The sequence below is a fragment of the Sulfitobacter sp. 1A15106 genome (assembly GCF_043556995.1).
Lineage (GTDB): Bacteria > Pseudomonadota > Alphaproteobacteria > Rhodobacterales > Rhodobacteraceae > Sulfitobacter > Sulfitobacter faviae.
Genome location: NZ_JBIFFM010000006.1, coordinates 16003 through 41147 on the forward strand (window position 1 = coordinate 16003; position 25145 = coordinate 41147).

Consider the following 25145-nt stretch of genomic DNA (forward strand, 5'->3'; position numbering starts at 1 on the left):
AAAACCAGCCACAAGGTGGCGGACACGGGGATGGACATATGATCGTCGTAGACGACGTACACAAACACTTCGGCGGGTTTCACGCCGTCGACGGGGCGAGCCTGTCGATCGAGAAAGGATCGATCACCGGTTTGATCGGCCCAAATGGCGCGGGGAAAACCACGCTGTTCAACGTAATTGCTGGCGTGCTTCAGCCCACTTCGGGCCGTGTCACCATGGATGGGGAGGACATCACCGGCCTGCCCCCGCATGAGCTTTTCCACAAGGGGCTGCTGCGCACCTTCCAGATCGCGCATGAGTTTTCTTCGATGTCCTGTCGTGAGAACCTGATGATGGTGCCGGGCAACCAGTCGGGCGAGACGCTGTGGAACACATGGTTCGGCACCAAACGCATCGCCAATGAGGAACGCGCGCTCAAGGCCAAGGCCGATGAGGTGCTGGAGTTCCTGACCATCGAACATCTGGCCGAACAGAAGGCGGGCCAGATCTCGGGCGGGCAGAAGAAGCTGTTGGAGCTTGGCCGAACCATGATGGTCGACGCCAAGATCGTTTTTCTGGACGAGGTCGGCGCGGGCGTGAACCGGACGCTGCTGAACACCATCGGCGATGCCATCATCCGGCTTAACCAAGAGCGCAATTACACTTTCGTCGTGATCGAGCATGACATGGATTTCATCGGCCGCCTTTGCGACCCGGTGATCTGCATGGCCGAGGGCCACGTGCTGGCCGAAGGCACGCTGGATGAGATCAAGGCGAACGAACAGGTGATCGAGGCCTATCTCGGCACCGGGCTGAAGAACAAGGACAAGGTAGGCGCATGAGCAATGATCCCTACGGCGACCGCGGCAACAAAGATTGGTCGGTCGGCAACGCGAAGGGCCAAGGCAGCATCATGCCCAAGGCCAGCGGCAAAACCCACCCCGCCCCCGGCGGCCCCTTCCTGATTGGTGCCGGCATGACGGCGGGCTACGGCAACGGCCCCGACATCCTGCATGACTGCACCATCGCCGTGGACCGCGGCGAGATCGCGGTGATCGTCGGCCCCAACGGGGCGGGCAAATCCACCGGCATGAAGGCGGTCTTCGGCATGCTCGATATGCGCAAGGGCCATGTGCGGCTGGATGGTGAAGACATCACCGAACTCAGCCCGCAGGACCGTGTGGCCAAGGGCATGGGTTTCGTGCCCCAAACCTCGAACATCTTCACCTCCATGTCGGTCGAAGAGAACCTTGAGATGGGCGCTTTCATCCGCCGCGATGACTTTCGCGATACGATGATGCAGGTCTATGACCTCTTCCCGATCCTGAAGGAAAAGCGCCATCAGGCGGCGGGTGAACTCTCGGGCGGGCAACGCCAGCAGGTGGCCGTGGGCCGCGCGCTGATGACCCAGCCCAAGGTTCTGATGCTGGATGAGCCGACGGCGGGTGTCTCCCCCATCGTCATGGACGAGCTTTTCGACCGGATCATCGAGGTCGCCCGCACCGGCATCCCGATCCTGATGGTCGAACAAAACGCCCGTCAAGCGCTTGAAATCGCGGACAAAGGCTATGTGCTTGTGCAGGGGGCGAATGCCTTTACCGGCACCGGCAAAGAGCTTTTGGCCGATCCTGAAGTCCGCAAATCGTTTCTGGGGGGCTGAACATGGATCTGCTCAACGCTTTCATTGCACTTTCGAACTATGTGATCATACCGGGCATCGCCTATGGCTCGCAGCTGGCGCTCGGCGCGCTTGGCGTGACGCTGGTCTACGGCATCCTGCGGTTTTCCAACTTCGCCCATGGCGACACGATGGCCATGGGCACCATGGCGACGATCCTGATGACATGGCTGTTCCAGTCCATGGGTCTGAGCCTCGGCGTGCTGCCGACGGCGCTTCTGGCCCTGCCCTTCGGCATCGCCTTTACCATGCTGCTGGTGCTCGGCACCGACAAGGTGGTCTACAAGTTCTACCGTGAACAAAAGGCCAAGCCGGTGATCCTCGTGATCGTCTCGCTCGGCGTGACCTTCATTTACAACGGCATCACCCGCTTCATCATCGGCGCGGACGATCAGAACTTCCTCGACGGGCAGCGTTTCATCATGTCGGCGCGGGATTTCAAAGAAATGACCGGCCTGCGTGAAGGTCTGGCGTTCAAGACAACCCAAGGCATCACCATCGTCACCGCGATCATCGTCGTGGCGCTGCTGTTTTGGTTCCTCAACAAGACGCGAGCGGGCAAATCCATGCGCGCCTATTCCGATAACGAGGATCTGGCGCTGTTGTCGGGCATCAACCCCGAGCGTGTGGTGATGATCACATGGATGATCGTGGCCGCCTTGGCGACGATTGCGGGCACGCTTTATGGTCTTGATAAGTCGTTCAAACCCTTCACCTATTTCCAACTTCTGCTGCCGATCTTCGCAGCGGCCATCGTCGGTGGGCTTGGCTCGCCGGTCGGGGCCATCGCGGGCGGTTTCGTGATCGCCTTTAGCGAGGTCACGATCACCTACGCATGGAAAAAAGTGCTGGGCTATGTGATGCCCGAAGGTTTGCAGCCGGACGGCTTGGTGCAGCTCATGAGCACGGATTACAAATTTGCGGTCAGCTTCGTCATTCTTCTGATCGTTCTGCTGATCAAGCCAACCGGCCTGTTCAAGGGGAAATCGGTATGACCCAGACTCTGAAAAACACGATCCTGTTCGCGATCATCGCCCTGATGATCATCTACACCGGCTTTGCGCAAAGTTGGAACTCGGCCCTGCTGATCATCGCCATGGGCCTGATCTCTTCGATCATGGCGCTTGGGGTGAACCTGCAATGGGGCTTTGCGGGGCTGTTCAACGTGGGCGTCATGGGGTTTGTGGCGCTTGGCGGTCTGGCGGCTGTGCTGGTCTCCATGCCCCCGACCGAGGGCGCTTGGTCCACCGGTGGTTTCGCCATTCTGGGGGCGCTGGCGCTTGGGGCGGCCACCGTGGTGGCGGCGGTCATGCTGATGAAACGCATGGCCCCGGGCACGCTGCGCACGCTTTCGGTGATCGCGGTCTTGGTCATCGGTTTCTTCATCTTCCGTGCCCTGCTCGACCCCGCCGTTCAGGCGGTCGAGGCGATCAACCCCGCGCAGACCGGCTATCTCGGGGGTCTTGGCCTGCCGGTGCTGATCTCTTGGCCCGTGGGCGGCCTCTTTGCCGCTGGCGCGGCGTGGCTGATCGGCAAGACGGCCCTTGGCCTGCGGTCGGACTATCTGGCGATTGCGACACTGGGGATTGCCGAGATCATCATCGCGGTCTTGAAGAACGAAGACTGGATGAGCCGCGGCGTGAAGAACGTGATCGGCCTGCCCCGTCCTGTTCCTTACGAGATCGACCTGCAAAACAACCCCGCCTTCGTGGAACGTGCGGCGGGCCTTGGCTTCGATCCGGTAGACGCCTCGACGCTTTGGGTCAAACTGCTCTATATCGCGCTCTTCGCCGCTGTTCTGATCGTCCTGTTGTGGATGAGCCAGCGTGCGCTGCACTCGCCATGGGGCCGGATGCTGCGCGCGATCCGCGACAACGAAGTCGCGGCAGAGGCCATGGGCAAAGACGTGACCGCGCGGCATTTGCAGGTCTTCATCCTCGGTTCCGCGATCTGCGGCATCGCGGGGGCGATGATGACGACGATGGACAGCCAGCTCACGCCCGGCACCTACCAGCCGCTGCGCTTCACCTTCCTCATTTGGGTGATGGTGATCGTTGGCGGCTCGGGCAACAACTTCGGCGCGATCCTTGGCGGCTTCCTGATCTGGTTCCTCTGGGTGCAGGTCGAGCCGATGGGCCTGTGGCTGATGAACCTGATCACGGCGGGCATGTCCGAAGGATCGGCGCTGAAGGCCCATCTGATCGAGAGCGCGGCGCATATGCGGCTTTTGACCATGGGCATTGTGCTGCTTCTGGTCCTTCGCTTCAGCCCGCGTGGGTTGATCCCCGAGCGGTAAATCCCGCTGAGCTTCACGATATAAAAAGGGGCGCGGTCGCAATACCACGCCCCTTTTTCATCTCTCAGGCCGCTTCAACGCCCCTTGAACAATCCGCCCAAGATGCCACGCACGATCCGGCGCCCGGTGGTGCCTTTCAGCTCTTTGATCACCGCGCTCGCGATGGCATCGCCGAAACCGTCCGTCGCCTTGCGGCTTGACCGGCTGCCGCCGCTGCGTGCCCCGCCATAGCGACGGGCCTTCTGGAACTCGCGCGCGGCCGCGTCCTCGGCCTCTGCCGCGGCTTCGATCTTTTCCGCCTCTTTGGCCGCCGCTTCTGCGCGGGCCTTCAGCATTTCATAGGCCGACTCGCGGTCCTGCACTGTCTCGTATTTCCCTGCCAGATCGGAGTCCGCCAGCACCGCCGCACGCTCCGCCACGGTGATCGGGCCGAGCCGCGAAGACGGCGGTCGGATCAAGGTACGCTCCACCACGCCCGGCACGCCCTTGCGTTGCAGCATGGAGGTCACGGCCTCCCCAACACCGACCTCGCGGATCGCCTCTTCGGTGTCGAAGCGCGGGTTCTCGCGGTAGGTCTCGGCGGCTTGGCGCAGTTCCTTACGGTCCCGCGCGGTAAAGGCGCGTAGCGCGTGTTGGATACGGTTGCCAAGCTGGCCGAGGATATCGTCGGGCACATCGGCGGGGTTCTGGGTCACGAAATAAACCCCGACGCCTTTGGAGCGGATGAGCCGCGCCACTTGTTCCACCTTGTCGACCAGCGCCTTGGGCGCATCGTCGAACAGCAGATGCGCCTCGTCGAAGAAGAACACGAGCTTGGGTTTGTCGGGGTCGCCCACCTCGGGCAGTTCCTCGAACAGTTCGGACATGAGCCACAAGAGGAAGGTAGCATAGAGTTTGGGCGAAGCCATGAGCTTGTCAGCGGCGAGGATGTTGATCCGCCCGCGCCCTTCGGCATCGCAGCGCATGAGATCCGAGAGTGCCAGCGCCGGTTCGCCAAACAACTGCGCGCCGCCTTGGTTCTCCAGCACCAGCAGCCGCCGTTGAATGGTGCCGACGGAAGCGGTCGAGACATTGCCATAGCGCAGCGCCAAGTCCTTTGCATTCTCCCCGACCCAGACCAGCAGGGATTGCAGGTCTTTCAGGTCCAAAAGCGGCATGCCTTCCTCGTCGGCCACGCGGAAGGCGATGTTCAGGATGCCCTCCTGCGCCTCGGACAGACTGAGCAACTGCGCGATGAGCAGCGGCCCCATCTCGGAAACCGTGGTGCGGACGGGGTGGCCCTGCTCACCAAAGAGATCCCAAAAGGTGACCGGGAAGGATTGATAGCTATAGTCGTCAAAGCCGATCTTGGCCGCGCGTTCGGTGAAAGCGCCGTGCAGTTTGGCGGCCTCGCTCCCCGCGACGGCAAGGCCGGACAGATCGCCCTTCACATCCGACAAGAACACCGGCACCCCGGCATTGGCAAAGCCCTCGGCAAGGATTTGCAGCGTCACCGTTTTGCCCGTACCCGTTGCGCCCGCGATCAGCCCGTGGCGGTTGGCATAGCCGAGATCGAGGAATTGCTTTGTCGCATGGTCGGGACCGCCGCCGCCGATAAAGATGTCACTGCTCACGCTGGGGCCTTTCTGTCAATTTTAGCCATTCGTCCGTTCCACTAGAGCATACAAACTTAACCTTTGCGCGCCATAGTGAAGGCATCCCGCTCGCATGTCCTTTCATCGGGTGGGTGTACTTCCTCCCTGTTAGACTTGGCCGCGCCTTCGGGTGCGGCCCTTTTTCTGACCGGGACCTTGCTAAAACCCTGACAGATTGTCGCATTTTTCCTGTTGACCGGCATCACGCGCTTGCCTAACGTGGCATTAATAAGTCGGCCCAGTCCGACGGGGAGAAAGTACACGGAAAGGGGGCGCGCTGCGTCCCCTTTTGCATTTCTGGTCTTTAAGCCTCTGACATCGCGGGAAAACCGCGATTGCGGGGTCGGCATGAAATTGCCCGAACCTTGATCGAAATGCGGCCCTTGGCACTGACAATCCCGGGGCGGCGTGGTAAGGGGCGGTAACGCAACAAATGTGGATATGACATGAGCAAGTTTATGACCGCCCTGCCGCTTTGTGCAGCGCTTGCACTGACGGCCCCAATGACGGCTTTCGCCCAGACCGCCACGGAAGAAGACACCGCCCAGACCGAAGAGCAGCAGCCCCAGCCCGGCACTAGCGGCAATGCTTCGCAGATCGAAGAGCAGCTGAGCCTCGGTGAAGATGCGGACAAAGACCCCGATCTGGGCAAGCCCTACACCAAGAAGGAGATCGGTGCTTGGGAGATGCGCTGCATCAAGACCGAGGAAGAGGTCGATCCCTGCCAGATGTATCAGCTTCTCGCCGATGGCGAAGGCGCGCCGGTTGCCGAAGTCTCGCTCTTCCGTCTTCCCGATGGCGGTCAGGCCAAAGCCGGTGCCACGGTTGTCGTCCCGCTTGAGACCGCCCTGCCCGCGCAGTTGACCCTGTCGGTCGACGGTGGCAAGGCCCGCCGCTATCCCTATGCCTTCTGCAACCCCGTGGGCTGCTACGTGCGCATGGGTCTGACCGATGCCGATATCGGTGCTTTCAAACGCGGCAAGGAAGCGGTGCTGACCATCGTGCCCGCTTTGGCCCCTGATCAGGAAGTGAAACTGACACTTTCGCTCGACGGCTTCACCGCCAGCTACGACGAAGTTTCGGTCATCGAACAGTAAGACCGGATTTTCGCGATTTGGATGCCGCGCCCGACCTCGGGGGCGGCATTTTTTATGGCCGGGCGTGGATCAGGCGCGGCGCAGTGCCAGCACGGCGTTCATCCCGCCAAAGGCAAAAGCATTGCTGAGCGCCACATCGACCTTCGCTTCGCGCGCCTCATTGGGCACGACGTCGAGCGCGCATTCCGGGTCGGGTTCCTCATAGCCAATGGTCGGGGCAATCACCCCGTCCCTCAGCGCCATGATACAGGCTAAAAGCTCAACCGCCCCGGTGCCACCGATGATATGGCCATGCATCGACTTGGTGGAAGAGATCATCAACTGGTCCGCATGGGTGCCAAAGACATCCGCCACGGCGGCGCATTCGGTCTTATCATTCGCCGCCGTTCCAGTCCCATGTGCGTTGATATAGCCGACCTCTTCGCGGTTGATCCCCGCATCGGCCAGCGCCCCTTCCATCGCCCGCGCGGCTCCCGCCTTGGAGGGCATGACGATATCGCTGGCATCCGAGGTCATGGCGAACCCCGCCACTTCGCAAAGGATCTCGGCCCCCCGCGCCCGGGCATGTTCATAGTCTTCAAAGACAAAGACACCCGCGCCCTCGCCTTGCACCATCCCGTTGCGGTTGGCCGAGAAGGGGCGGCAGGCATCGCGGCTCATCACGCGCAGCCCTTCCCAAGCCTTCACCCCGCCGAAGCAGAGCATGGATTCCGATCCACCCGTCACCATCACCGGGCTCATGCCGGAGCGAACCATCGCGAAAGCCTGTGCCATGGCGTGGTTCGACGAGGCACAGGCGGTGGAGACGGTGAAGGACGGCCCGCGCAGGTTCCATTCCATGCTGACATGGCTGGCCGCGGCGTTGTTCATCAGCTTGGGCACCACGAAGGGATGCACCCGATTTTTGCCCTCTTCATAAACCGCGCGGTAATTGTCGTCCCATGTCGAGACGCCACCCCCCGCCGTGCCCAGCACCACCCCGGCGCGGGCGGCCAAGTCATCGGTGAAGGTCAGGCCCGATTGCTCGATCGCCTCGCGGGCGGCGGTGAGGGTGAATTGCGTGAACCGATCATAAAGCGCGATTTGCTGGCGGTTGTAGCGGCCCTCGGCCTCGAACCCGCGCACCTGACCGCCGATGCGGATGGCCAGCCGCTCCACATCGCGGAACTCCAACGGGCCAATGCCGCATTTGCCTTCGCGCATGGCCGCCAGCGTCTCGGGCACCGACAGGCCCAGAGCGTTGATCGTGCCCGCGCCGGTGATGACAACGCGCCGCATCGCTCAGCTCTGTTCGGCTTGCAGCCGTTCCACCCCGGCGACGATGCTGCGCACGGTCGAGATGTCGAAATCGCTTTCGCTGGGGCTGTTGGCGTTGAAAGGCACGCTGATGTCGAATGTCTCTTCAATCGCAAAGATGCATTCCACGACCCCCATGCTGTCGATCCCGAGGTCTTCGAGCGTGCTGTCGAGCGTGACATCCTCCGGCTCGATCATGGCCTGTTCGGCGAGGATGGTAATGACCTGATCCTGAGTGCTCATGCGGCGTCCCCCAACATATGTCCGCGGCAGGTTTAGTCAGCCTTGTCGGCTTTGGAAACCACCTTTTGTAGGGCCGCGACATCACGCAGCAGCTTGGGCAAACGGCGCAGCGCTTTGTAGATCTCGGTCTGCTTGCTCATTTGGGTGGCGGGGTAGCCCAACATGGTGCGCCCCTCGGGCACGTTGGACAGCACAATGGTCCCCCCGCCCGCGATCACCCGGTCGCCGATGGTGATATTGTCGGCCAGACCGACCTGCCCGCCGAGCACCACATTGTCGCCCACTCGGGTCGAGCCGCCAACGCCCGCCTGCCCACAGAGCAGGCAGTTTTTGCCGATCACCGCGTTGTGGCCGATATGCACGAGGTTGTCGATTTTCGTGCCGTTGCCGACCTGCGTGTCGCGAATGGTGCCGTTGTCGATGGTGGAACCCATGCCCATTTCGACATCCGCGCCGATGGTCACAGCGCCAAGCGAATGGATACGGGTCCAAGGCTGCGGGGCGGCATCGCCCTGATCGCCGAGCGTTTGCCGCGCGCTTTCCACGGTGGACAGCTCAGCCGTGACGAAAGAGAAACCGTCGCCGCCCAAGCGCACGCCCGACTGCGCGATGAAACCCGATCCGATGGTGACCCGCGCGCCGATGCTGACATGTTCGCGCAGAAAACAGCCATCGCCCAATGTCGCATCCACGCCAACAAAACACAGCGGCCCGATGACGCTGCCCGCGCCGATCCGCGCCCCGGCAGAGATCACCGCCAAGGGACCGACCGAGACGCCCTCGCCCAGCACGGCCTCGGGGTCGATCACGGCAGTGGGGTGAATGCCCGGCTTGAACCCCTGCCCCTTGTCGAGCATTCGCGTCACGCCAGAAAGCGTGTAGCGCGGGCGGTTGGGCAAGATCGCGGCCTTAAGACCCAGAGCGCGCCAGTCGGCCCCTTCCCAAAGCATCGCCACCTCGGCGGCGCCATCGGAAAGGCTGCTGGCATAGCGCGGGTCCATCGCCAGCGCCATTTCGCCCGATTTGGCGCTGGCGGGTTCCGCGACGCCGCTTACCTTGAGTTCGATGTCGCCCTCGGCGCTGGCGCCGACGGCTTTGGCGATTTGCTGAACACTATAGGTCATTTCGGGCGGCCCTTACTTGTTGCGCGCCCGAGAGTTACCCCTGAACGCCGCGCAAGGCCACCCCCGCCTTGGAGAGCGCGTTCCAGATCAGCGCATCCCGGCCATATACGTCATCGCGGTATTCGGTATGGCCGCGGGCGTTGGTCACGGCGGTGCGGTAAATCAGATGCACCGGCACCTGCTCTTCGAGGACGACGCGCGTCTCGCGTCCGCTGCGCAGAATGGCCTGAAACTCGCCTTCCGGGTCCGCCGATTGCGGGGCCAGCAGCGCATAGGCGAATTCAAAGGGCTCGGCCAGACGCACGCAGCCATGGCTGAAGGCACGCACGTCGCGGGCAAACAGGCTCTTGGCCGGGGTGTCATGCAGGTAGATGTTGTATTTGTTGGGGAACATGAACTTCACCAGACCCAAGGCATTGGTCTTGCTGGGCGGTTGGCGCATGGCGAAGGGGAAGGTCCGCGCGGTGTAGCGGTTGAAGTTCACCGCGCCGCGGTTCACCTTGCGGCCCCGGCTGTCGGTGATCTCGATATGGTTGACCGCATAGGGATTGCGCTTGAGTTGCGGCAGGTATTCCCCAGTGACGATCGACCGCGGCACATACCAGCTGGGATTGACCACCATATGCTCCATCACGTCCGAGAATTCGGGCGTCGGGCGGTCCTCGCGAGCGGCCCCAACGACCGAACGGGTCTGGAAGGTGATCTTGCCATCGTCGATGATCTTGGCCGAGAAATCGGGGATGTTCACAAGGATATGGCGTTTGCCGCGGTCGGTGTTGAACCAGCGCTCACGCTCGAGTGCGACCATGACCGATTGCAGCCGCTGCTCAACGCCGATGTTAATCTGTTTCATCGTGGCCGGACCGGCGACGCCATCGGTGTTCAGCCCGTGGGCCTCTTGGAACTGGCGCACGGCTTCGGTCAGGCTGGCGTCATAGCCCATGGCGTTGGACCGCTTCAGAAAGCCCATGGCGATCAGACGGTTGCGCAGGGCAATCACGTCATTTCCGGTATCGCCCGGCTCAAGCTTGCCCGCAGGTACCGAGGGGCCCCAGCCGCCCTGCGACAGCAGCTTTTCCATCGCGATCTTCGCTTTCAGCAGCGCATTATACTCAAGGCTGCGCGGCGGCAGGGCGCGGAAATAAGCGGCGGGCGTGGATTTGGGCAGGTCTTGCAGATAGGTCTTGCGGTCACGGTATGGGATTTCGCGCACGATCTGGCTGATGATCCGTTTGGGGATCAGCACACCGGTCTGCACGTCGCGGGCATAGCGCAGGAACACGCGGCTCAACTCCACCTCGGCGAATCCGCGATCACGCGGGGTCTTGGCTGTGCGCAGCATCTCCAACACCGCATCGGGGTTGTAGCGCGTGACCGGCAGGCCATGATCATCTGCCGTGGTGATCGCCCGCATCAGTTCGGAGCGGCGCGCGCGGTGTTCTTCGGCGGCCCCTGTCCAGATGGCGGTATAATCGTTCTCACGGTAGAAGGCGGCGATGTCATCGTCTTGGGCAGCAGCTTCGGCGACGGCTTGTTTGAAAGCGGTGACCTGCGCCGTGGCAGGCGCGGCAAGGAGCAGTGCCGAAATCAATAGGGCAAACCCTGCGATGAATTTGGACAGTTGCCGTGAAAAAGTCGCGCTGAAACCCATGTCGTACCCCGTGAATATACCATTGCCGCCGCGCGACCCTATTGCCTGCCCGGTTTGCCAATAATACTACGCGCAAGTCCATTCAAATTTCCGTTCGCAGGAAAAACGCGTTATGGGCTGTGCGGATTGGGCATCGGTTGCCCCTGCAAATATTGGTTTCTTAACCTCATTGCGCAAAAACTTGCCTAAATTTGAACCACGCGGGAACCATTCCGATTCAGCCCTTGGTCAGGTTTTCCCGCTATGCAATAACAATGTTGCATCTGGGGATGAGATGAATGGCCCATGTAACATCTTGGGTAACTTAGGCAGACGACGGGACAGAGACACATGACAGGCAAAAGCTCCTCGGGGATGACCCGGCGCGCCCTTCTCGGCGCATTCGCAGCAACCACCGTTGCAGCAGCTCCCACCTTCTCGAACGCGGCAGGCTTTCTACGGGGCGCAGGCGACATTCGCCGCATCCGCATGTATTCGGGCCGCACCGGTGAGCGGTTGGACATGATCTATTGGATCGAAGGCCACTATATCAAAGACGCCTTTGCCGAAATTAATCACTTCATGCGCGACTGGCGGACCGACGATGTCATCAACATGGACCTGCGCACCATCGATATCATGGCCGCGTCGCACAATCTGTTGGATGTGAACGAGCCCTATATGCTCCTCTCCGGCTACCGCAGCCCGAAAACCAACGCGATGCTGCGCTCCCGTTCCAGCGGTGTGGCCAAGAATTCGCTGCACCTCAAAGGTCAGGCCGCTGACCTGCGCCTCGCCTCGCGCTCGGTGCATCAGGTGGCCCGCGCGGCGATGGCTTGTCGCGGTGGCGGCGTCGGGCGCTACTCCGGCTCGAACTTCACCCATATGGACTGCGGCACAGTGCGCAGCTGGGGCGGCTGATCGCAGCCTCTCCATCGGGATGAGTGAATTGTTAAGGGCGCCTTCGGGTGCCTTTTTTGTTGCCCGATTTTGTCGCCGGTGGGCTTTCGCTGGCCGTGGTACGGCTCTACGGTCGCGCCAAACACATGCCGGGGAGAGAGATGCAGATAGAAGCGGCGCGCATTGCGGTGATCGGTTTCGGGCCGCGCGGCCTTGGCGCGTTGGAGGCTCTGTCGCAACGGCTTACGGGGACCGACGGGCGGATAGAGATCGACATTTATGAACCCGGCCCCCATCCCGGCGCGGGTCCGAACTTCGCCCCCTCCGAGCCCGCCTATTGTCTGCTTAACATCCCTAACCGCGATATCGCGATCCGCCCGCCAAAGGGGTCGCGGGTCGGACATTTCGCGGAGTGGCAAGACCGCCCAGTCCATCCCGACAGCTTCCCCTCACGCGCCGAAATGGGCCGCTACCTCATGGCGCGGCGGGATGATCTTTTTGCCCGGGGTTTTACGAAAACCGGTGCGACGTGTGAGGTGATCCCCGCCGCTGTGGCCCGCATTTCGTCCGAGGGGGCGGGCTGGCGCTTGCAATCGGAAAGCGGGGCGGAGGCGCCATATGACGAAGTCCTCCTCACCCTCGGGCAGCCCCCTGTCGAGCCGGACGCGCAATGGGCAGAGTGGCAAGAGCACGCGGCGCGGCGCGAGGCGGAGGTCGCGCAGGCCTATCCAGCGGCGGAGCTGCGTGCGCGGGCGGCGGCATGGCGGGGCAAGCACGTCGCGATCCGGGGCTTGGGGCTGTCGACCTATGATGTGTTGCGTGGTCTGACCATGGCACAGGGCGGGCGTTTCGACGCGGCGGGCTATCATGCCTCGGGCCGGGAGCCCTGCCGCATTCTGCCCTTCTCGCTCAACGGGCAACCCCCCTTCCCCAAGCCACAGGATGCCGCCTTCGACGCGCTGTTCAATCCCACATCGGAAGAGACCGCAGGTTTCTCAAAAGCCGCCACGGCTGCGGTCAGTGCGGGACCCGAGGAGGCCCCTTCGTTGATCTCTGACGCCCTCCTGCCCGTGGTCGCGCGTATCCTCGCGCCTCACAATGTGCGGGCGGCGGAAATCGCGAACTGGCTCAAGGTGGAATGGTCAGACCCCGGCGCGCAGGACCGGTTGCCCCCAATGAAGGCGCTGCGCCATGGGATAGACTTGGCCACCGGAGAGGTCGCGCCGAGCATTGGCTACACGCTCGGGCAGGTTTGGCGCAAATGGCAGGACGCATGGCGCGCGGCCTTCGACCCGGGCAACGCGTCGCCCCAGACAGCCAAGCGGCTGATAGACTTCGATGAGTGGCTGAAACTATATTCCTACGGCCCGCCCCTCGCCTCTGCACGGGAGCTTTTGGCGCTGATCGACGCGGGGCTGGTCGACCTGTCCTTCGCCACTAATCCAGAGATCACGAATAGCGCGCAAGGCTGGACATTGCAGGCGGAGGGGCAGGCGGCGGAGGTGTCGGTCATCGTCGATGCGGTGCTGCCTGCGCCGAACCTCTCGGGCATCGCAGCACCGCCCCTGCCTGATCTCATCTCGCACGGTTTGCTCTCCCCGCTGTCATCCGATCTGGCCGCAGCGACCGCACCTGACGGGACGCTGTGCGCCCCTGACGGACGCCCCGTGCCCGGCCTTTGCCTGCTGGGGCGGCTGGCGCTCGGCAGCGTGACGGCGGTGGATTCCCTGCACGATTGCTTTGGCCAATCCGCCGACCGTTGGGCGCAGGGCGTGATCGACAGGCTGTCGGTTTGACACGCTGCCGCTTGGCTACAACAGTTTGTGATCCGGCCCGCGCGATGGAACGGCAAGGCGCTGAAACGGTTTCCCTTTCAACACGAGATTGAAGAATAGGGGAACGACGCAATGAAGAGACGACATTTCATCACCGGTGTAGCCGCCAGCGGTGCCGCATTCGGCGGTGTCCTTGCCACGCCCGCACTGGCGCACCCGCCCAAGGAAATGCCGAGCTATGACGTGCCGCCAGAGATGATGCCGCGCAAAGTGCCAATCGCGGCAGGCGCGCCGCCCTATGAAATCCACGTCGATCCCGACAATTTCGCGCTCTACTGGACACTGCCCGACAATATGGCGTGGCGCTATACCGTGGGCGTGGGCCGCCCCGGTCTCTACGAATCCGGCGAGTTCTACGTTGGTGCCAAGAAGGAATGGCCGAGCTGGACCCCGACCCCGGGTATGATTGACCGCGAACCGGAGAAATACAAGAAATACGCCGATGGTATGGAAGGCGGTTTGGACAATCCGCTGGGGTCGCGTGCCCTCTATCTCTTCACCGAAGAGCGTGGCGACACCTTCCTGCGCATCCACGGCACCAATGATCCCAGTACATTGGGCAAACGGGTTTCGAACGGTTGCGCCCGTCTGGTGAACGATCAGATGGCCGAGCTTTATGACCGCGTGCCGATGAACACCCGCGTGGTGCTTTACGAACCCATCGGCTGAGTTTTCTTTCGGCCACATCAAGTAGCCCGGAGCGGAGAATATCCGCTTCGGGCTTTTTTTTTGCCTCTCGGTCGACCAGTAGGATTGAAACATTTCACACGGGCCAAAGAGGTTTGGGTGCGGTGGCGGCACACACGTTTCTGCGACGACTGTGTAACAGGTCTTGAACGCCTTTCGCGGGGCCGACCAATGCCATAAGTCCCGTTCTGCGGCATGGTGAGAACTTATTAAAAACAGTATCTTATGCGGCTATGGCAATTTGTTACGATCTGATCGCGCCGGGTCTCGCTCTAACACTGGGCCGTGATCCGAGTTGCTTTGTAACCGCCCCTCACTGCGCCTTAATATCATTGTATCGAACGGGCCTCCCGACCTCCCCGCCTCTCCCAGAGCGAGAAAGCCGACGCCCTTTCCCAAACCTGAAAGGACTAGAACAATGAAACTCTTTATCGCAACCGCCGCCGCCACTTTGATCGCCACCGCAAGCTTCGCAGGCCAATCGACGCGCTACGAAGACCTGCGCTTGGACACGTCTGTCACGGCTGATGTCGTCCATGCCGCGGATGCCGGTGAAACCCGTCCTAATGAGCGCGCCGCTGACCTGCGGTTGGAAACATTCTCGGACGAGATTGCGCCGGTCGCCACCTTCTCGACCAGCGGCCCCGTGAGCAGCTTGGGCGAAGGTTTCGCCTATGGTGGTTACGGCGCGGGCAACGACTCCCGCTAAACTGTCATAGGTAGACCCGAGAGAGCCCGGACCGAAAGGTGCCGGGCTTTTCTACATGTGAAGCCGCATGGCCCGACGGGCAACAGCTTCTTTCAGCAAAAAAGGGAAAATGGCGGAGCGACAGGGATTCGAACCCTGGAGACGGTCTCCCGCCTACACACTTTCCAGGCGTGCGCCTTCGACCACTCGGCCACCGCTCCGTTGAGGCGGGGTTTAGCTTGGGGGGGCAGTGAGTTGCAAGAGCGAATTCCCCCCAGAGAGGATAAATTTATCTAACCGCCCAGATGAACATAGACCCGGCGGTTCAAACGGCCCTTTTTCTCAATCTTTCCAAGGCGAAGCCCGCCGATCTCGCCGGTTCGGGCGACATGGGTGCCGCCGCAGGGCTGCAGATCGATAGGGTCTTCTGCCTCTCCGATGCGGATCAGGCGAATGTCCCCCCGTCCGCGCGGCGGGGCGACGGACATGGTTTTAATGAGTTCAGGCGCGGCGTCCAATTCGGCCTCGGTGATCCAGTCCTCGCTCACCCGCGCATCAAGGGAGACGAAGTGGTTCAGCGCCTCCTCCAGTTCCTCGCGATCCTGCGGCGCATCGGGCATGTTAAAATCAAGCCGCCCGTGGGTGGCCGAAATCTGTCCCCCCGTGACCGGATGCGGGATCACGACCGACAGAAGGTGCAGCGCCGTATGGACGCGCATGTGCTTGTGCCGGCGGTCCCAATCGAGCTCCTGTTTCACGAATGCGCCCACCGGCGGCAAGGGACGCGGCTCTGCCGGGACCAGCGCGATGCCGCCGCTGTCGCGGTCGCGCACCGTAGTTGCAATGGTAAGCTCTTGCTTGTCCCAGGTCAGCCACCCGCTGTCGCCCGGCTGGCCGCCGCCCGTGGGGTAGAACAGGGAATTGTCCAAGATCACCCCCCCTTCGGGCGTATGGGCCGCCACGCGGGCCGGGGCGTCGCGCAGGTAGGTCTCGGTCCGGTACAGCTCGCCCGTCATGCCTGCGGCTCCGTCTTGTCGCTGCTATCTGCGACGCTGCCGCTGGTCGCAGGCTGCAACGTCTCAGGGTTGCGCAGCCATAGGTCGCGTTGGGCAAAGGGAATTTCGATCCCTTCCTCTTTGAAACGCGCGGCGATGGCGTGGTTGATGTCGTTCTTGACCTTCATCATCCAATTCACATCCCGCAGGTAGCAGCGCACCTCGAACTCCAGCGCATCGGCCCCGAAGTTCAAGAACAAGACCGCGGGCGGCGGGTTGGTCAGCACGATGGGCTGCGCCTCGGCAATCTCTTGCAGGATGCCTTCGATCCGTTTGGTGTCGGTGCCGTAAGCCACGCCCACGGGTACGATGAGGCGGCCCACGGTATTGCCGCGGGTGTAGTTGGTGACCGTGCCGCTGATCAGATCGGCGTTGGGCACGATGACATCAGTGCGGTCGAAGGTCTCGATCCTTGTGGAGCGCACCGAGATGTCACGCACATAGCCCATCTGACCACCCACCTCGATCCAATCCCCCTCGGAGATCGGACGTTCGATCAACAGGATGATGCCCGAGACGAAGTTCGACACCACGTTTTGTAGGCCAAAACCAATACCGACCGACAGCGCACCGGCGACATAGGCCAGCGCAGAAAGGTCGATCCCTGCCCCGGTGATGGCGAGCAGCGCGGCGAGGAAAATCCCGACATAGCCGATCCCCGAGACGATGGCGTTCTGCCCGCCGATGTCCATCCGCGTCTTGGGCAGGACGTTGCTGCGCAGCGCCCCTTGAATCAGACGGGTGACGGCATAGCCGATCACGAAGATCACCGCGAAGGAGAGGAAATCTGTAGGACGGATCCGCGTCTCGCCAAAGGCAAAGCCCCGGCTGAACAGCGCCCAAAGCTCGGTCAGGTCGGTGACCCGCGCGCCCCATGCCAGCGCCATCACAGGCAGCGACAACAGCAGCAGGATCAGGCCAAAGAAGACGGGCATCAGCGCGTCGCGCGCCTGCACCCCTTGCCCGGTCATGGCACCGTAAACATCGGCCAAGAAGCGTTGCAGCGTCATCACCAGCCCCAGAAGCACCAGCGTGGTGACATAGGGCGGCAGCAGCGAAACAGCGGCGTTGTAATAGCCGCTGATCAGTAGGAGGGGCGCCACCACGGCCACGATCATCGCGCCCAAGCCCAGTCCGCGCACGACGCGGTTCAATGTCGAGGTCCGCGGCTCTTCGGCGGCGGAGGCATCTTCTGTCACCGGATCGCTATAACCGCGCAGGATTTTCCCGATGCGGAACAGGGCAAAAGCGCTCAGCAGCATCACCGGCAGGCGCAGCACGGCCTCGGTGGTTTCCGCCGGTTGCTGGCCATCGAAAATGGCGGTGATGATGGCGCCCAAGATGACGGTGACGGTGATGATGCTGACGTAGAAACGAACCGCTTTGCGCTCAGCCGCGGGCAGCAGGATCAGCGCCTCGTCCTCATCGCGAGAGAACACCCGTTCGGCGACCCAGCGAACACCCAGCATCGCGCCGCCGATCACCGGGATCAACTGCACAAGGGTTGAGCCGCGCGGGCCAAGCCAATCGGTTGCCAAGACGGCCATGGCCAGCAAAACCAGACCGACCGTGGGCAGGATGATCCGCAAAAGAGACACGACAAAGCGCCAGATGCCAAAGCCGCGCGCGCCGAATTGCTGGAGCCGTCCCACAATCGCGGTCGACCAATGGTGGCCGCGGAAGATCAGCACCAAGCCCAGAATGGTGAGGGCCAGAACCGCAGGGAGAGAGGCGCGCAGGCTGCGCCGCGCCGTGTCGGCATCGTCAGGCGCTTCGGCGGCGATCTCACCCGCCGCTGTCGCCAGATCGTCTATCGCGGTGCGCCAATGGACGGGGTTGAGCGGCGTGGGCACTACCTCCATCAACTGCTCGGTCTGGCGTTCGCGTAAGGCAACGTCGATCTGCCCAATCAGCGCATCGGCGCGCAAATATGCCGCTTCGGCCCGCTGAACCGGGGTCAGCAGTGTGTTGAGCTGTCGGTTCAACTCTTCACGGTTGGCGGCGACTTCGGGGGATTCCGGCTCGGCCCCCTCGCCCTCCGGCGGGGTTCCAAGCGCGGCCAATTGTTCGCGCAGCGCGCTGATCCGCGCCGCGTTCAGGTTGCGCGCCGCGTCGAACTCGGCGCGGTAATCCACCAGCCGGGCGCGCTGCACCTCCAGCATGGTTTCGGTGGTATCGGGCGCGTCAATCGCCTCTTCAGCCGAAGAGGCGACGGTTTCCCATTGGTCGAAATCCGGCAAAGCCGGTTCCTGTGCGACAGCAGCGCCGGTCAGCCAGACCAGCAGCGCGGTAAGGCCGAGGGCGAAGCGGAGCATTTGGGTCATGTATCCTCGAAAACACCTGGGATGGATTGCGGTGCGGCATCAAGCCAACCGGGCGTCGGCAGCCCCTTTTCGCGCAGGAACTCTGGATTAAAGAGTTTGGATTGATAGCGCGTGCCGAAGTCGCACAAGACGGTCACGATGGTATGGCCCGGCCCCATCTCTTTCGCCAGACGCATGGCCCCGGCGACATTGACGCCCGAGGATGCACCAAGGCAGAGCCCCTCATTCTCCAATAGATCAAAGACGACCGGCAGGGCCTCTTCGTCGGAGATATTATAGGAATAATCGGGCTTGAACCCTTCCAGGTTCGCAGTGATCCGCCCCTGCCCGATGCCTTCGGCGATGGAACTGCCTTCGGACTTCAACTCGCCCTCAGTATAGTAGTTGTGCAGCGCGGCCCCATCGGGATCGGCAAGCGCGATCTTCACGCCTTTGGGTTGCAGCGCCATAGCCACACCAACGAGCGTGCCGCCTGAGCCGACAGCGCAGCAAAATCCATCTACCTTGCCGCCGGTCTGTTCCCAGATCTCGGGGCCAGTGGTTTCGATATGCGCCTGACGGTTGGCGGTATTGTCGAATTGGTTGGCCCAGATCACCCCCTCGGGCGTGGTCTTGGCCAGTTCCTTGGCCAAACGCTCGGAATAGCGGACAAAGTTGTTGGGGTTTTTGTAAGGAGCCGCAGGCACCTGCACTAGTTCGGCACCGGCCAGCCGCAACATGTCTTTCTTTTCCTGAGATTGCGTCTCAGGGATGACGATGACGGTCTTGAAACCCATCGAGGCACCCACCAGCGCGAGCCCGATGCCGGTGTTGCCGGCAGTACCTTCGACGATGGTGCCGCCGGGCTTCAGCTCCCCCCGGGCGATGGCGTCGCGGATGATGAACAGCGCCGCGCGGTCCTTGACCGATTGGCCGGGGTTCATGAACTCCGCCTTGCCCAAGATTTCGCAGCCGGTCTCTTCGCTCGCGCCGCGCAGTCGGATCAGCGGTGTGTTTCCAATGGCCTCGGCCAGATCTCTAGCAACCTGCATGTTTGCCCCCAGTTCATGTTCCGTCCGGTTTAGCTGTCGTGTCTTCGGACCTCAAGCGTTCGCGGTGGCGGGCGAGCCAATAGGCGCTTGCCACCAGCGGCGCATTGGCCAGCGCCTGCGCATCCGCCAAGGCCATCAAATCATCGAAGGACATCAGATGCGACCGGATATCCTCGCCCTCCGCAGCCAAACCGCCGGTGCCGATAATATGATCCGGCAAATCCGCCAATCCCACGAAAATGTGAAAGAATTCCGTCGCATTCCCTGGGGAGGCATATACGTTTCCGACCGGCTCCAAGGCGCCCAAGGTGATCCCCGCCTCTTCCTGCGCTTCACGCCGGGCGGCGGCCTGCGGTGTCTCGCCGGGGTCGATATGGCCTGCGATGGGTTCCAACTGCCAGCGGGTATGATCACCCCGCGCCAGCGGGCCCATGCGGATTTGCTCAACCAGCAGCATGCGGTCGCGCAGCGGGTCATAGGGCAGCACCAAAGCTGCATCCGCGCCGACAAAAACCGCGCGGTCGATCTGCGCCGACATGCTGCCGTCAAAGGTCTCATGTCGCAGCGAGATTTCATCAAGGGCGAAGAAGTTCGCGTAGACGCGGCGGCGGTCGGTCACTTCGACCTTGCCATCGAGCGCCAGCGGATCATGCATGCCCTGCGCCCCCAGCACCTGCTGATGGGCCCGGCGGCGGATCATCGGGAACATCGCATCGACCTCGGCCCGTGGGCGCTTGCCCATATAGCTCATCACTTCGCGCGCGGCGTGGCGGGAAAGCGCGGCCCAATCACGCTCCCACTCAGGCAAGGACCATGGCCCCTGCGCGGTCCAGCGCCCGGGCTGGGGCAGATAGACCTCAGCCCCCTGCCCGTCTGCCAGTGTCACCGGCACCAAATCATAGTCGAACGCGCCTTCATAGAAATCGAGCCGCGCGAAATCATCCGCGCTCAGCCCCCGCACCAGCAAGCCCTCGGCCTGCGCGCCATCGCGCGTCTCAATCGTGGGAAACGGGCCTTCGGCGGCGGCAGAGACTTGGTAGCCGGACAGATTGGCGGGGCTGAGATCAATCGCCTCGGCGGAGCGGCCAAGCACGATTTCCAACAGCGGCAGATGCCGCAGAGTGCCGTAGATAAAGAGATGTCGCATGGTGATCAGGGCCAACGGTTGTAAGCAAATTCGGTCAAAAGCCCTGCGATCATGCCGCCGACGACAAGTGCCACGCCGATGGGCACGGTGGTGATCATCAGGCCGAATTCCGCGCCGATCTGGAACACGGCGACGATGGCCTCGAAGGGATCGTCATAGCGGTTGCGCAGCGCCAGCCGGACCATCTCATTCGCCGCCTGCAAGAAGGTCGCCCAGAGCATCAGCACGAAGACACCGGCAAAACCGTTGTTGATCGCAGCCACGATGCCCCGGCCCGCGCGCCGGCCCATCACGCGCCAGCCCACGATCAGGCCAAGCACCACGTTAAGCGGCAGGAAATACCCGAAATCCGTGCTTTCCGGCATCAAAGGCACCACCATGCCCGACAGGACAAAGGCCAGCACGGCGAGTGAGATCGCCGCCATAAGTCGTGCACCAGTCGGCATTTTTCGGCTCCTTGCGGGGGCGGACCGCAGGGGCGGTCACACAGGTCGCCGTACCGTAATCTGCGTCACGTCGCAATTGCCACTGTCAAATGTCGCGGCACAGGAAGTGAGGTAAAAATTCCACATCCGGCGAAAGCGTTCGTCAAAGCCAAGCGCGGTGATCTGATCCCATTTCTCGTTAAAGGTCTCATGCCAACGGCGCAGGGTGATGTCATAGCTTTTGCCAAATTCGATCGACCGGTCGACCACCAGCCCTGCCCGCTCTACCTGCTCCCGCAGGATCGTGGGGCTGGGCAACATGCCGCCGCGGAAGATGTATTTTTGGATGAAATCCACTCCGCGTTTATAGACCTCCCAACGGCGGTCGGCGACGGTGATGATCTGCAAGGTCGCGGCGCGGCCCGGTTTCAGACGTTGGTGCAGCGTGTCGAAATAGACCGGCCAGTATTTCTCGCCCACCGCCTCGAACATCTCGATGCTGGCGATGCCATCATAGCTCTCGGTCTCGTCGCGGTAGTCTTGCAGTTTGAAGGTCACGCGGTCCGAGAGGCCCGCCTTGGCGATCCGCTCCTGCGCGTAGTTGAACTGCTCTTGGCTGATGGTCAGCGCGGTCACTTTCAGCCCGCGTTCGGCGGCGGCATATTCCGCAAAACCGCCCCAGCCGCAGCCGATTTCCAAGACATGATCGCCGGGCTCCACACCCATCTGATCGACCATGGACTTGTATTTCGCCCGCTGCGCGGCCTCCAGCGATTGCTGGGCGTCGCCCTCGAAAATGGCCGAAGAATAGGTCATCGTATCATCCAGCCAGAGGCTGTAGAACGCATTGCCCAGATCGTAGTGATAGCTGATATTGCGCTTGGCCTGTTTGCGGTTGTTGCGCTGAAGCCAGAAGCGGAACTTCTCGAACTGACGCAGCAGCCCTTGGCCGGGGAAACCGTCATAGACCGTCTCATTCCCCGCATGAACCAAATCCATGAAGGCTTGCAGGTCCGGTGTCGACCACCACTCGTCCAGATAGGCGTCGCAAAAGCCCAGATCGCCCTCGCGGATCAACCGTGCGAAAAGGTCATCGTTATGGATATGCAGTTCTGCCACCGGGCCGGGCTTGGCCCCTTCGGCGCGGAACACGCGGCCATCAGGCAGGACAAAGTCCACCCGCCCATGCTGCATTTCCTGCGCCATGGCGAAGACCTGCGGGAAATAGCGCGGCAGACCTTTCTGCCCCTCGGTGGTCGTAAGCTTCATACCTCGGTTCCGTTCTTGTTCTTGACGCCTACTGTAACCGCAGGCTGCTGTTTCGCAAAAAGTTAAAAGTCGCGGTTGCGATAGGCATCGAGCGCCCGTTCCCGCCCCTCTGACAGATCGATGATCGGATCGGGGTAATCGTCCTCCGGGCTCCGGCCCCAGCTGCGTGGGATCGCGTCGAAATAGGCCAGCGCCTCGTCACTCGGTTTCGCGCGGCCCTCGGCGATCCAACGGCGGGTGTAGTCGCGCCCCTTGTCGAAACGATCAAGCTGGGTCTCGGGGTTGAAAATGCGAAAGAAGGGCGTCGCATCGGGGCCGGATCCTGCGGCCCATTGCCAGCCCATCGCGTTATTGGCCGGATCCCAATCGATCAGATGCTCTTCGAACCACTTTTGCCCAATCCGCCAATGGCACATCAGATGTTTCGTCAGATAGCTTGCCACGATCATCCGGCCCCGGTTGTGCATCCGGCCCGTCACCTGCAACTCGCGCATGGCCGCATCGACGAAGGGCACCCCGGTGCGCCCCTGTTTCCACGCCAGCACCTCGGCGCGGCGCTCGTCTTCGTTCCATGGGAAAGCCTGCCATTCCTCGCGCCAGTTTTGGTCAAGGATGCGCGGCGTGTGATACATCAGGTGATAGGCAAACTCGCGCCATGCGAGTTCCTTGAGGAAGGTCTCAGCCCCGCGCTTGCCCTCCTGCATGGCCCGCTGGCCCGCGTGCCAACACTGGGCCGGGCTGATCTCACCCAATGACAGGTTTTCCGACAAGGCCGAGGTGCCATCCTCGCCCGGCAGGTCGCGGCTTTCGTCGTAGCCTTCGACGATATGGGCCATGAATGAGCCAAGCCGGGCCTGTGCCGCGGCCTCCCCCAGACGCACATAGGGGCGCACCACATCGCGCCCGCGCTGCATCAGGGCGTCCATTCGCCAATCGTCGAGCGCGGCGCTCTCGGGCCAGCTTTGCGGGGCTGGGATGTCGCTCGGTGTGGCCAAGGGGGGCGCCACATCGCGGCCCCGGACCGCCTTCCAATAGGGGGTAAAGACTTTGTAAAAGCCGCCGGTCTTGGTCTCAACCGTCAAAGGCTCGAACATCAAATGCCCGGCAAAGCTACAGGCCTCGACCCCATCGTCCTTTAGCGTCTCTTTGACCTTGGCGTCGCGGTCGATCGCGGCGGGATCGTAAAGGCGGCTCCAATAGACCGCCCCCGCGCCGGTTGTTTCGATCACCTCGCGCAGCACCTCAAGCGCATCGCCGCGACGCAGGATCAGGCGACTGCCCTTCTCGGCCAAAGTCTCCCCAAGACAGCCCAAGGCCAGCCCGAGGCGGAATTTCGGCGCCGCGCCCAAGGCCTCTGATTGTGCATCGTGGATGAACAGCGGGATCACCGGACGGCCCGACTGGCGGGCCGCCGTTAGGGCGGGATGGTCGCTCAGCCGCAGATCGCGGCGGAACCACATGATAATCGGGGAATTGTCGCTCACGTTCGGGGTCTTGCTCCTGCACTTGTCCCGAAACATAGCGCCCCTGCGCCGGGGTCAAGGATCAGAGCAGATCATCCAGCGCGTTCAGCAGTTTGTCCATTTCATCCTGCGTCGTGTAATGGGTAAAGCTGAGCCGGAGCACGCCTTTGGCCTCATCTACCCCCATCGCACCAAGCGCCCGGCCTGCGTAGAAGGTGCCACCCCCTGCCATGATGCCGCGCGCGGCTAGTGCCTGCGCCATCTCGACCCCCGGTCGATCAAGCGCCAATGCCACCGTGGGCGCGCGGGTTGCCGCATCGGTGGGGCCGATGACCCGCACCGAGTTGCGCGCCGCCATGGCATCCAGCAGCGGTTGCAACAAAGCCGTCTCATGGGCGCGCATCGCGTCATGCACAGCGACACCGCGCGCCGTGGCCCCGGCAGTGCCGCCGATATGGTGGGCGTGGAAAGCATCGATATAATCCGCCATGCCCGCGCTGGCTGCGATCTGCGCGTGATCCGGCCCGGCGGGGGTGAAACGTTTGTAAAGCACGTCCCCGTTGAAGTGATGCGCTTGGTTCGGCAGCAGTTCGGCCAGCGCCCGGCGGATGACCATGACACCCTGATGCGGCCCGAAGGTCTTATAAGCTGAGAAGAGGTAGATATCCGGCCCCAGCACCCCGACATCGGCAAAGCCATGCGGCGCATAGGAGACGCCATCGACGCAGACGAAAGCACCGGCGGCATGGGCCAGCGCCGTGATCTCGGTCACCGGGTTGATCTCGCCCACCACGTTTGAGCAATGCGGGAAGCAGACCAGCCGGACATTCTCGTCCAAAAGTTCTTCGAGCTTTGCCGGATCGAGATGCCCGGTGTCAGGGTCGATCTGCCATTCGCGGATCTCGATCCCCCGCTCGGCCAGCCGGCGCCACGGGCCGGTATTGGCCTCATGGTCTTGATTGGTCACGACGATCGCCTCACACCGGGCTGCATCATCTGGCCGAAAGCCTGCGCCAGCACATAGGTGTTCTGCGTGGTGGAGGGGCCAAAGCTCAGCTCCTCCGGCGTCACGCCAAGGATCGCGGCCATGCGGGTGCGGGCTTCGTCCATCTCCTCCCCACCAAGGCGGCTGGCCTCATAGGCGCCGTAGGGCTGCACCTTTCGCTGGGTGTAGAAGCGATGCAGCCGGTCGATCACTTGGCGGCAGGTGTAAGACCCACCGGCGTTCTCAAAGAAAGCCTGCCCCTGAAGGCTCGGCTCGGCGAAAGCGGGAAATTGGGCGCGGACCCATTCGGAATCAATATGCATGGCGCGAAGGTTGACCGCAGCGCGGCCGAGGTCAAG

At 62.4% G+C, this 25145-nt stretch carries 21 protein-coding genes, 1 tRNA gene and 1 pseudogene; 9 read left to right on the forward strand and 14 right to left on the reverse strand.

What is annotated here, in order from left to right:
• Positions 1–38 precede the first annotated feature (38 nt).
• Genes ACGYKA_RS10550 through ACGYKA_RS10565 form a run of 4 tightly spaced genes read left to right on the forward strand, consistent with a single transcriptional unit; the run spans position 39 to position 3953 of the window.
• Entirely contained in the window at positions 39–821 is a 783-nt protein-coding gene (locus ACGYKA_RS10550) for an ABC transporter ATP-binding protein (RefSeq protein WP_067266791.1), read from the forward strand.
• Positions 818–1639, forward strand: coding sequence for an ABC transporter ATP-binding protein (locus tag ACGYKA_RS10555; protein ID WP_394409698.1), 822 nt, complete (start codon positions 818–820; stop codon positions 1637–1639). The genes ACGYKA_RS10550 and ACGYKA_RS10555 overlap by 4 nt, the downstream gene beginning before the upstream one ends.
• A gap of 2 nt (positions 1640–1641) precedes the next feature.
• Positions 1642–2652: a branched-chain amino acid ABC transporter permease gene (locus ACGYKA_RS10560; protein ID WP_271687268.1), complete on the forward strand. Its 1011-nt coding sequence runs from the start codon at positions 1642–1644 to the stop codon at positions 2650–2652.
• On the forward strand, positions 2649–3953 hold the full coding sequence (locus tag ACGYKA_RS10565) for a branched-chain amino acid ABC transporter permease (RefSeq protein WP_394409696.1): 1305 nt from the start codon (positions 2649–2651) through the stop codon (positions 3951–3953). Before ACGYKA_RS10560 ends, ACGYKA_RS10565 begins: the two co-directional genes overlap by 4 nt.
• 74 nt (positions 3954–4027) lie before the next feature.
• Here ACGYKA_RS10565 and ACGYKA_RS10570 read toward each other — a convergent pair whose 3' ends face one another.
• Complete coding sequence (locus tag ACGYKA_RS10570; protein WP_394409693.1) at positions 4028–5566, reverse strand: helicase HerA-like domain-containing protein; 1539 nt, start codon at positions 5564–5566, stop codon at positions 4028–4030.
• A 467-nt stretch (positions 5567–6033) separates the two neighbouring features.
• Here ACGYKA_RS10570 and ACGYKA_RS10575 point away from each other — a divergent pair, with 467 nt between their 5' ends.
• Complete coding sequence (locus tag ACGYKA_RS10575) at positions 6034–6684, forward strand: invasion associated locus B family protein (protein WP_209217784.1); 651 nt, start codon at positions 6034–6036, stop codon at positions 6682–6684.
• A 69-nt stretch (positions 6685–6753) separates the two neighbouring features.
• Here the strand turns inward: ACGYKA_RS10575 and ACGYKA_RS10580 are convergent, their stop codons facing one another.
• From ACGYKA_RS10580 to ACGYKA_RS10595, 4 genes are read right to left on the reverse strand one after another with little or no spacing between them, the layout of a single operon-like run.
• A complete protein-coding gene (locus ACGYKA_RS10580; protein ID WP_394409690.1) occupies positions 6754–7962 on the reverse strand; it encodes a beta-ketoacyl-[acyl-carrier-protein] synthase family protein in 1209 nt (402 codons plus the stop codon).
• Between the two features lie 3 nt (positions 7963–7965).
• Positions 7966–8223, reverse strand: coding sequence for an acyl carrier protein (locus ACGYKA_RS10585; protein ID WP_394409687.1), 258 nt, complete (start codon positions 8221–8223; stop codon positions 7966–7968).
• A 32-nt stretch (positions 8224–8255) separates the two neighbouring features.
• The gene (gene lpxD / locus ACGYKA_RS10590) at positions 8256–9347 is read right to left on the reverse strand and encodes a UDP-3-O-(3-hydroxymyristoyl)glucosamine N-acyltransferase (RefSeq protein WP_394409684.1); all 1092 of its coding nucleotides are present in this window, start codon (positions 9345–9347) and stop codon (positions 8256–8258) included.
• Between the two features lie 34 nt (positions 9348–9381).
• Positions 9382–10998, reverse strand: a complete 1617-nt coding sequence (locus ACGYKA_RS10595; protein ID WP_394409681.1) for a murein L,D-transpeptidase — start codon at positions 10996–10998, stop codon at positions 9382–9384.
• 330 nt (positions 10999–11328) lie between these two features.
• Here ACGYKA_RS10595 and ACGYKA_RS10600 point away from each other — a divergent pair, with 330 nt between their 5' ends.
• The 4 genes from ACGYKA_RS10600 to ACGYKA_RS10615 all read left to right on the forward strand — a co-directional run bounded on the left by ACGYKA_RS10600 (position 11329) and on the right by ACGYKA_RS10615 (position 15108).
• Entirely contained in the window at positions 11329–11898 is a 570-nt protein-coding gene (locus ACGYKA_RS10600; RefSeq protein ID WP_067267369.1) for a DUF882 domain-containing protein, read from the forward strand.
• Positions 11899–11945: 47 nt separating this feature from the next.
• Positions 11946–13673: an FAD/NAD(P)-binding protein gene (locus ACGYKA_RS10605; protein WP_394409678.1), complete on the forward strand. Its 1728-nt coding sequence runs from the start codon at positions 11946–11948 to the stop codon at positions 13671–13673.
• Between the two features lie 111 nt (positions 13674–13784).
• Positions 13785–14381, forward strand: a complete 597-nt coding sequence (locus ACGYKA_RS10610) for a L,D-transpeptidase (protein ID WP_394407775.1) — start codon at positions 13785–13787, stop codon at positions 14379–14381.
• A gap of 436 nt (positions 14382–14817) precedes the next feature.
• Positions 14818–15108 (forward strand): hypothetical protein, encoded by a 291-nt coding sequence (locus ACGYKA_RS10615; protein ID WP_394409675.1) that lies wholly within the window; start codon positions 14818–14820, stop codon positions 15106–15108.
• Between the two features lie 110 nt (positions 15109–15218).
• On the opposite strand, the gene ACGYKA_RS10620 is transcribed toward ACGYKA_RS10615, so the two are convergent.
• The 9 genes and pseudogenes from ACGYKA_RS10620 to ACGYKA_RS10660 all read right to left on the reverse strand — a co-directional run bounded on the left by ACGYKA_RS10620 (position 15219) and on the right by ACGYKA_RS10660 (position 25109).
• A tRNA-Ser gene (locus ACGYKA_RS10620) sits at positions 15219–15308 on the reverse strand.
• A 72-nt stretch (positions 15309–15380) separates the two neighbouring features.
• Positions 15381–16103 (reverse strand): alanyl-tRNA editing protein, encoded by a 723-nt coding sequence (locus ACGYKA_RS10625; protein WP_394409672.1) that lies wholly within the window; start codon positions 16101–16103, stop codon positions 15381–15383.
• A complete protein-coding gene (locus tag ACGYKA_RS10630; RefSeq protein ID WP_394409669.1) occupies positions 16100–18466 on the reverse strand; it encodes a DUF3772 domain-containing protein in 2367 nt (788 codons plus the stop codon). The genes ACGYKA_RS10625 and ACGYKA_RS10630 overlap by 4 nt, the downstream gene beginning before the upstream one ends.
• A complete protein-coding gene (locus ACGYKA_RS10635; protein WP_394409666.1) occupies positions 18463–19497 on the reverse strand; it encodes a cysteine synthase A in 1035 nt (344 codons plus the stop codon). Before ACGYKA_RS10635 ends, ACGYKA_RS10630 begins: the two co-directional genes overlap by 4 nt.
• A 13-nt stretch (positions 19498–19510) precedes the next feature.
• Positions 19511–20644 carry an NUDIX domain-containing protein gene (locus ACGYKA_RS10640; RefSeq protein ID WP_394409663.1) on the reverse strand — a complete coding sequence of 378 codons (1134 nt, stop codon included), beginning with the start codon at positions 20642–20644 and terminating at the stop codon, positions 19511–19513.
• 5 nt (positions 20645–20649) lie between these two features.
• The gene (locus tag ACGYKA_RS10645) at positions 20650–21090 is read right to left on the reverse strand and encodes a TrgA family protein (protein ID WP_394409660.1); all 441 of its coding nucleotides are present in this window, start codon (positions 21088–21090) and stop codon (positions 20650–20652) included.
• Between the two features lie 36 nt (positions 21091–21126).
• Positions 21127–22338: a class I SAM-dependent methyltransferase gene (locus ACGYKA_RS10650; RefSeq protein ID WP_394409657.1), complete on the reverse strand. Its 1212-nt coding sequence runs from the start codon at positions 22336–22338 to the stop codon at positions 21127–21129.
• Positions 22339–22400: 62 nt separating this feature from the next.
• On the reverse strand, positions 22401–23822 hold the full coding sequence (locus tag ACGYKA_RS10655; RefSeq protein ID WP_394417848.1) for a cryptochrome/photolyase family protein: 1422 nt from the start codon (positions 23820–23822) through the stop codon (positions 22401–22403).
• A 61-nt stretch (positions 23823–23883) separates the two neighbouring features.
• A pseudogene (locus ACGYKA_RS10660) lies at positions 23884–25109 on the reverse strand (aminotransferase class V-fold PLP-dependent enzyme).
• Positions 25110–25145 lie beyond the last annotated feature (36 nt).

Bases quoted from the DNA above. Each gene is read 5' to 3' on its own strand.
- ACGYKA_RS10555 (WP_394409698.1), top strand. From the start codon at position 818: ATGAGCAATGATCCCTACGGCGACCGCGGCAACAAAGATTGGTCGGTC.
- ACGYKA_RS10640 (WP_394409663.1), bottom strand. From the start codon at position 20,644: ATGCGACATCTCTTTATCTACGGCACTCTGCGGCATCTGCCGCTGTTG.
- ACGYKA_RS10565 (WP_394409696.1), top strand. From the start codon at position 2,649: ATGACCCAGACTCTGAAAAACACGATCCTGTTCGCGATCATCGCCCTG.
- ACGYKA_RS10645 (WP_394409660.1), bottom strand. From the start codon at position 21,090: ATGCCGACTGGTGCACGACTTATGGCGGCGATCTCACTCGCCGTGCTG.
- ACGYKA_RS10600 (WP_067267369.1), top strand. From the start codon at position 11,329: ATGACAGGCAAAAGCTCCTCGGGGATGACCCGGCGCGCCCTTCTCGGC.
- ACGYKA_RS10585 (WP_394409687.1), bottom strand. From the start codon at position 8,223: ATGAGCACTCAGGATCAGGTCATTACCATCCTCGCCGAACAGGCCATG.
- ACGYKA_RS10635 (WP_394409666.1), bottom strand. From the start codon at position 19,497: ATGCAGGTTGCTAGAGATCTGGCCGAGGCCATTGGAAACACACCGCTG.
- ACGYKA_RS10610 (WP_394407775.1), top strand. From the start codon at position 13,785: ATGAAGAGACGACATTTCATCACCGGTGTAGCCGCCAGCGGTGCCGCA.
- ACGYKA_RS10595 (WP_394409681.1), bottom strand. From the start codon at position 10,998: ATGGGTTTCAGCGCGACTTTTTCACGGCAACTGTCCAAATTCATCGCA.
- ACGYKA_RS10560 (WP_271687268.1), top strand. From the start codon at position 1,642: ATGGATCTGCTCAACGCTTTCATTGCACTTTCGAACTATGTGATCATA.
- ACGYKA_RS10630 (WP_394409669.1), bottom strand. From the start codon at position 18,466: ATGACCCAAATGCTCCGCTTCGCCCTCGGCCTTACCGCGCTGCTGGTC.
- ACGYKA_RS10625 (WP_394409672.1), bottom strand. From the start codon at position 16,103: ATGACGGGCGAGCTGTACCGGACCGAGACCTACCTGCGCGACGCCCCG.
- ACGYKA_RS10650 (WP_394409657.1), bottom strand. From the start codon at position 22,338: ATGAAGCTTACGACCACCGAGGGGCAGAAAGGTCTGCCGCGCTATTTC.
- ACGYKA_RS10615 (WP_394409675.1), top strand. From the start codon at position 14,818: ATGAAACTCTTTATCGCAACCGCCGCCGCCACTTTGATCGCCACCGCA.
- ACGYKA_RS10575 (WP_209217784.1), top strand. From the start codon at position 6,034: ATGAGCAAGTTTATGACCGCCCTGCCGCTTTGTGCAGCGCTTGCACTG.
- ACGYKA_RS10550 (WP_067266791.1), top strand. From the start codon at position 39: ATGATCGTCGTAGACGACGTACACAAACACTTCGGCGGGTTTCACGCC.
- lpxD (WP_394409684.1), bottom strand. From the start codon at position 9,347: ATGACCTATAGTGTTCAGCAAATCGCCAAAGCCGTCGGCGCCAGCGCC.
- ACGYKA_RS10580 (WP_394409690.1), bottom strand. From the start codon at position 7,962: ATGCGGCGCGTTGTCATCACCGGCGCGGGCACGATCAACGCTCTGGGC.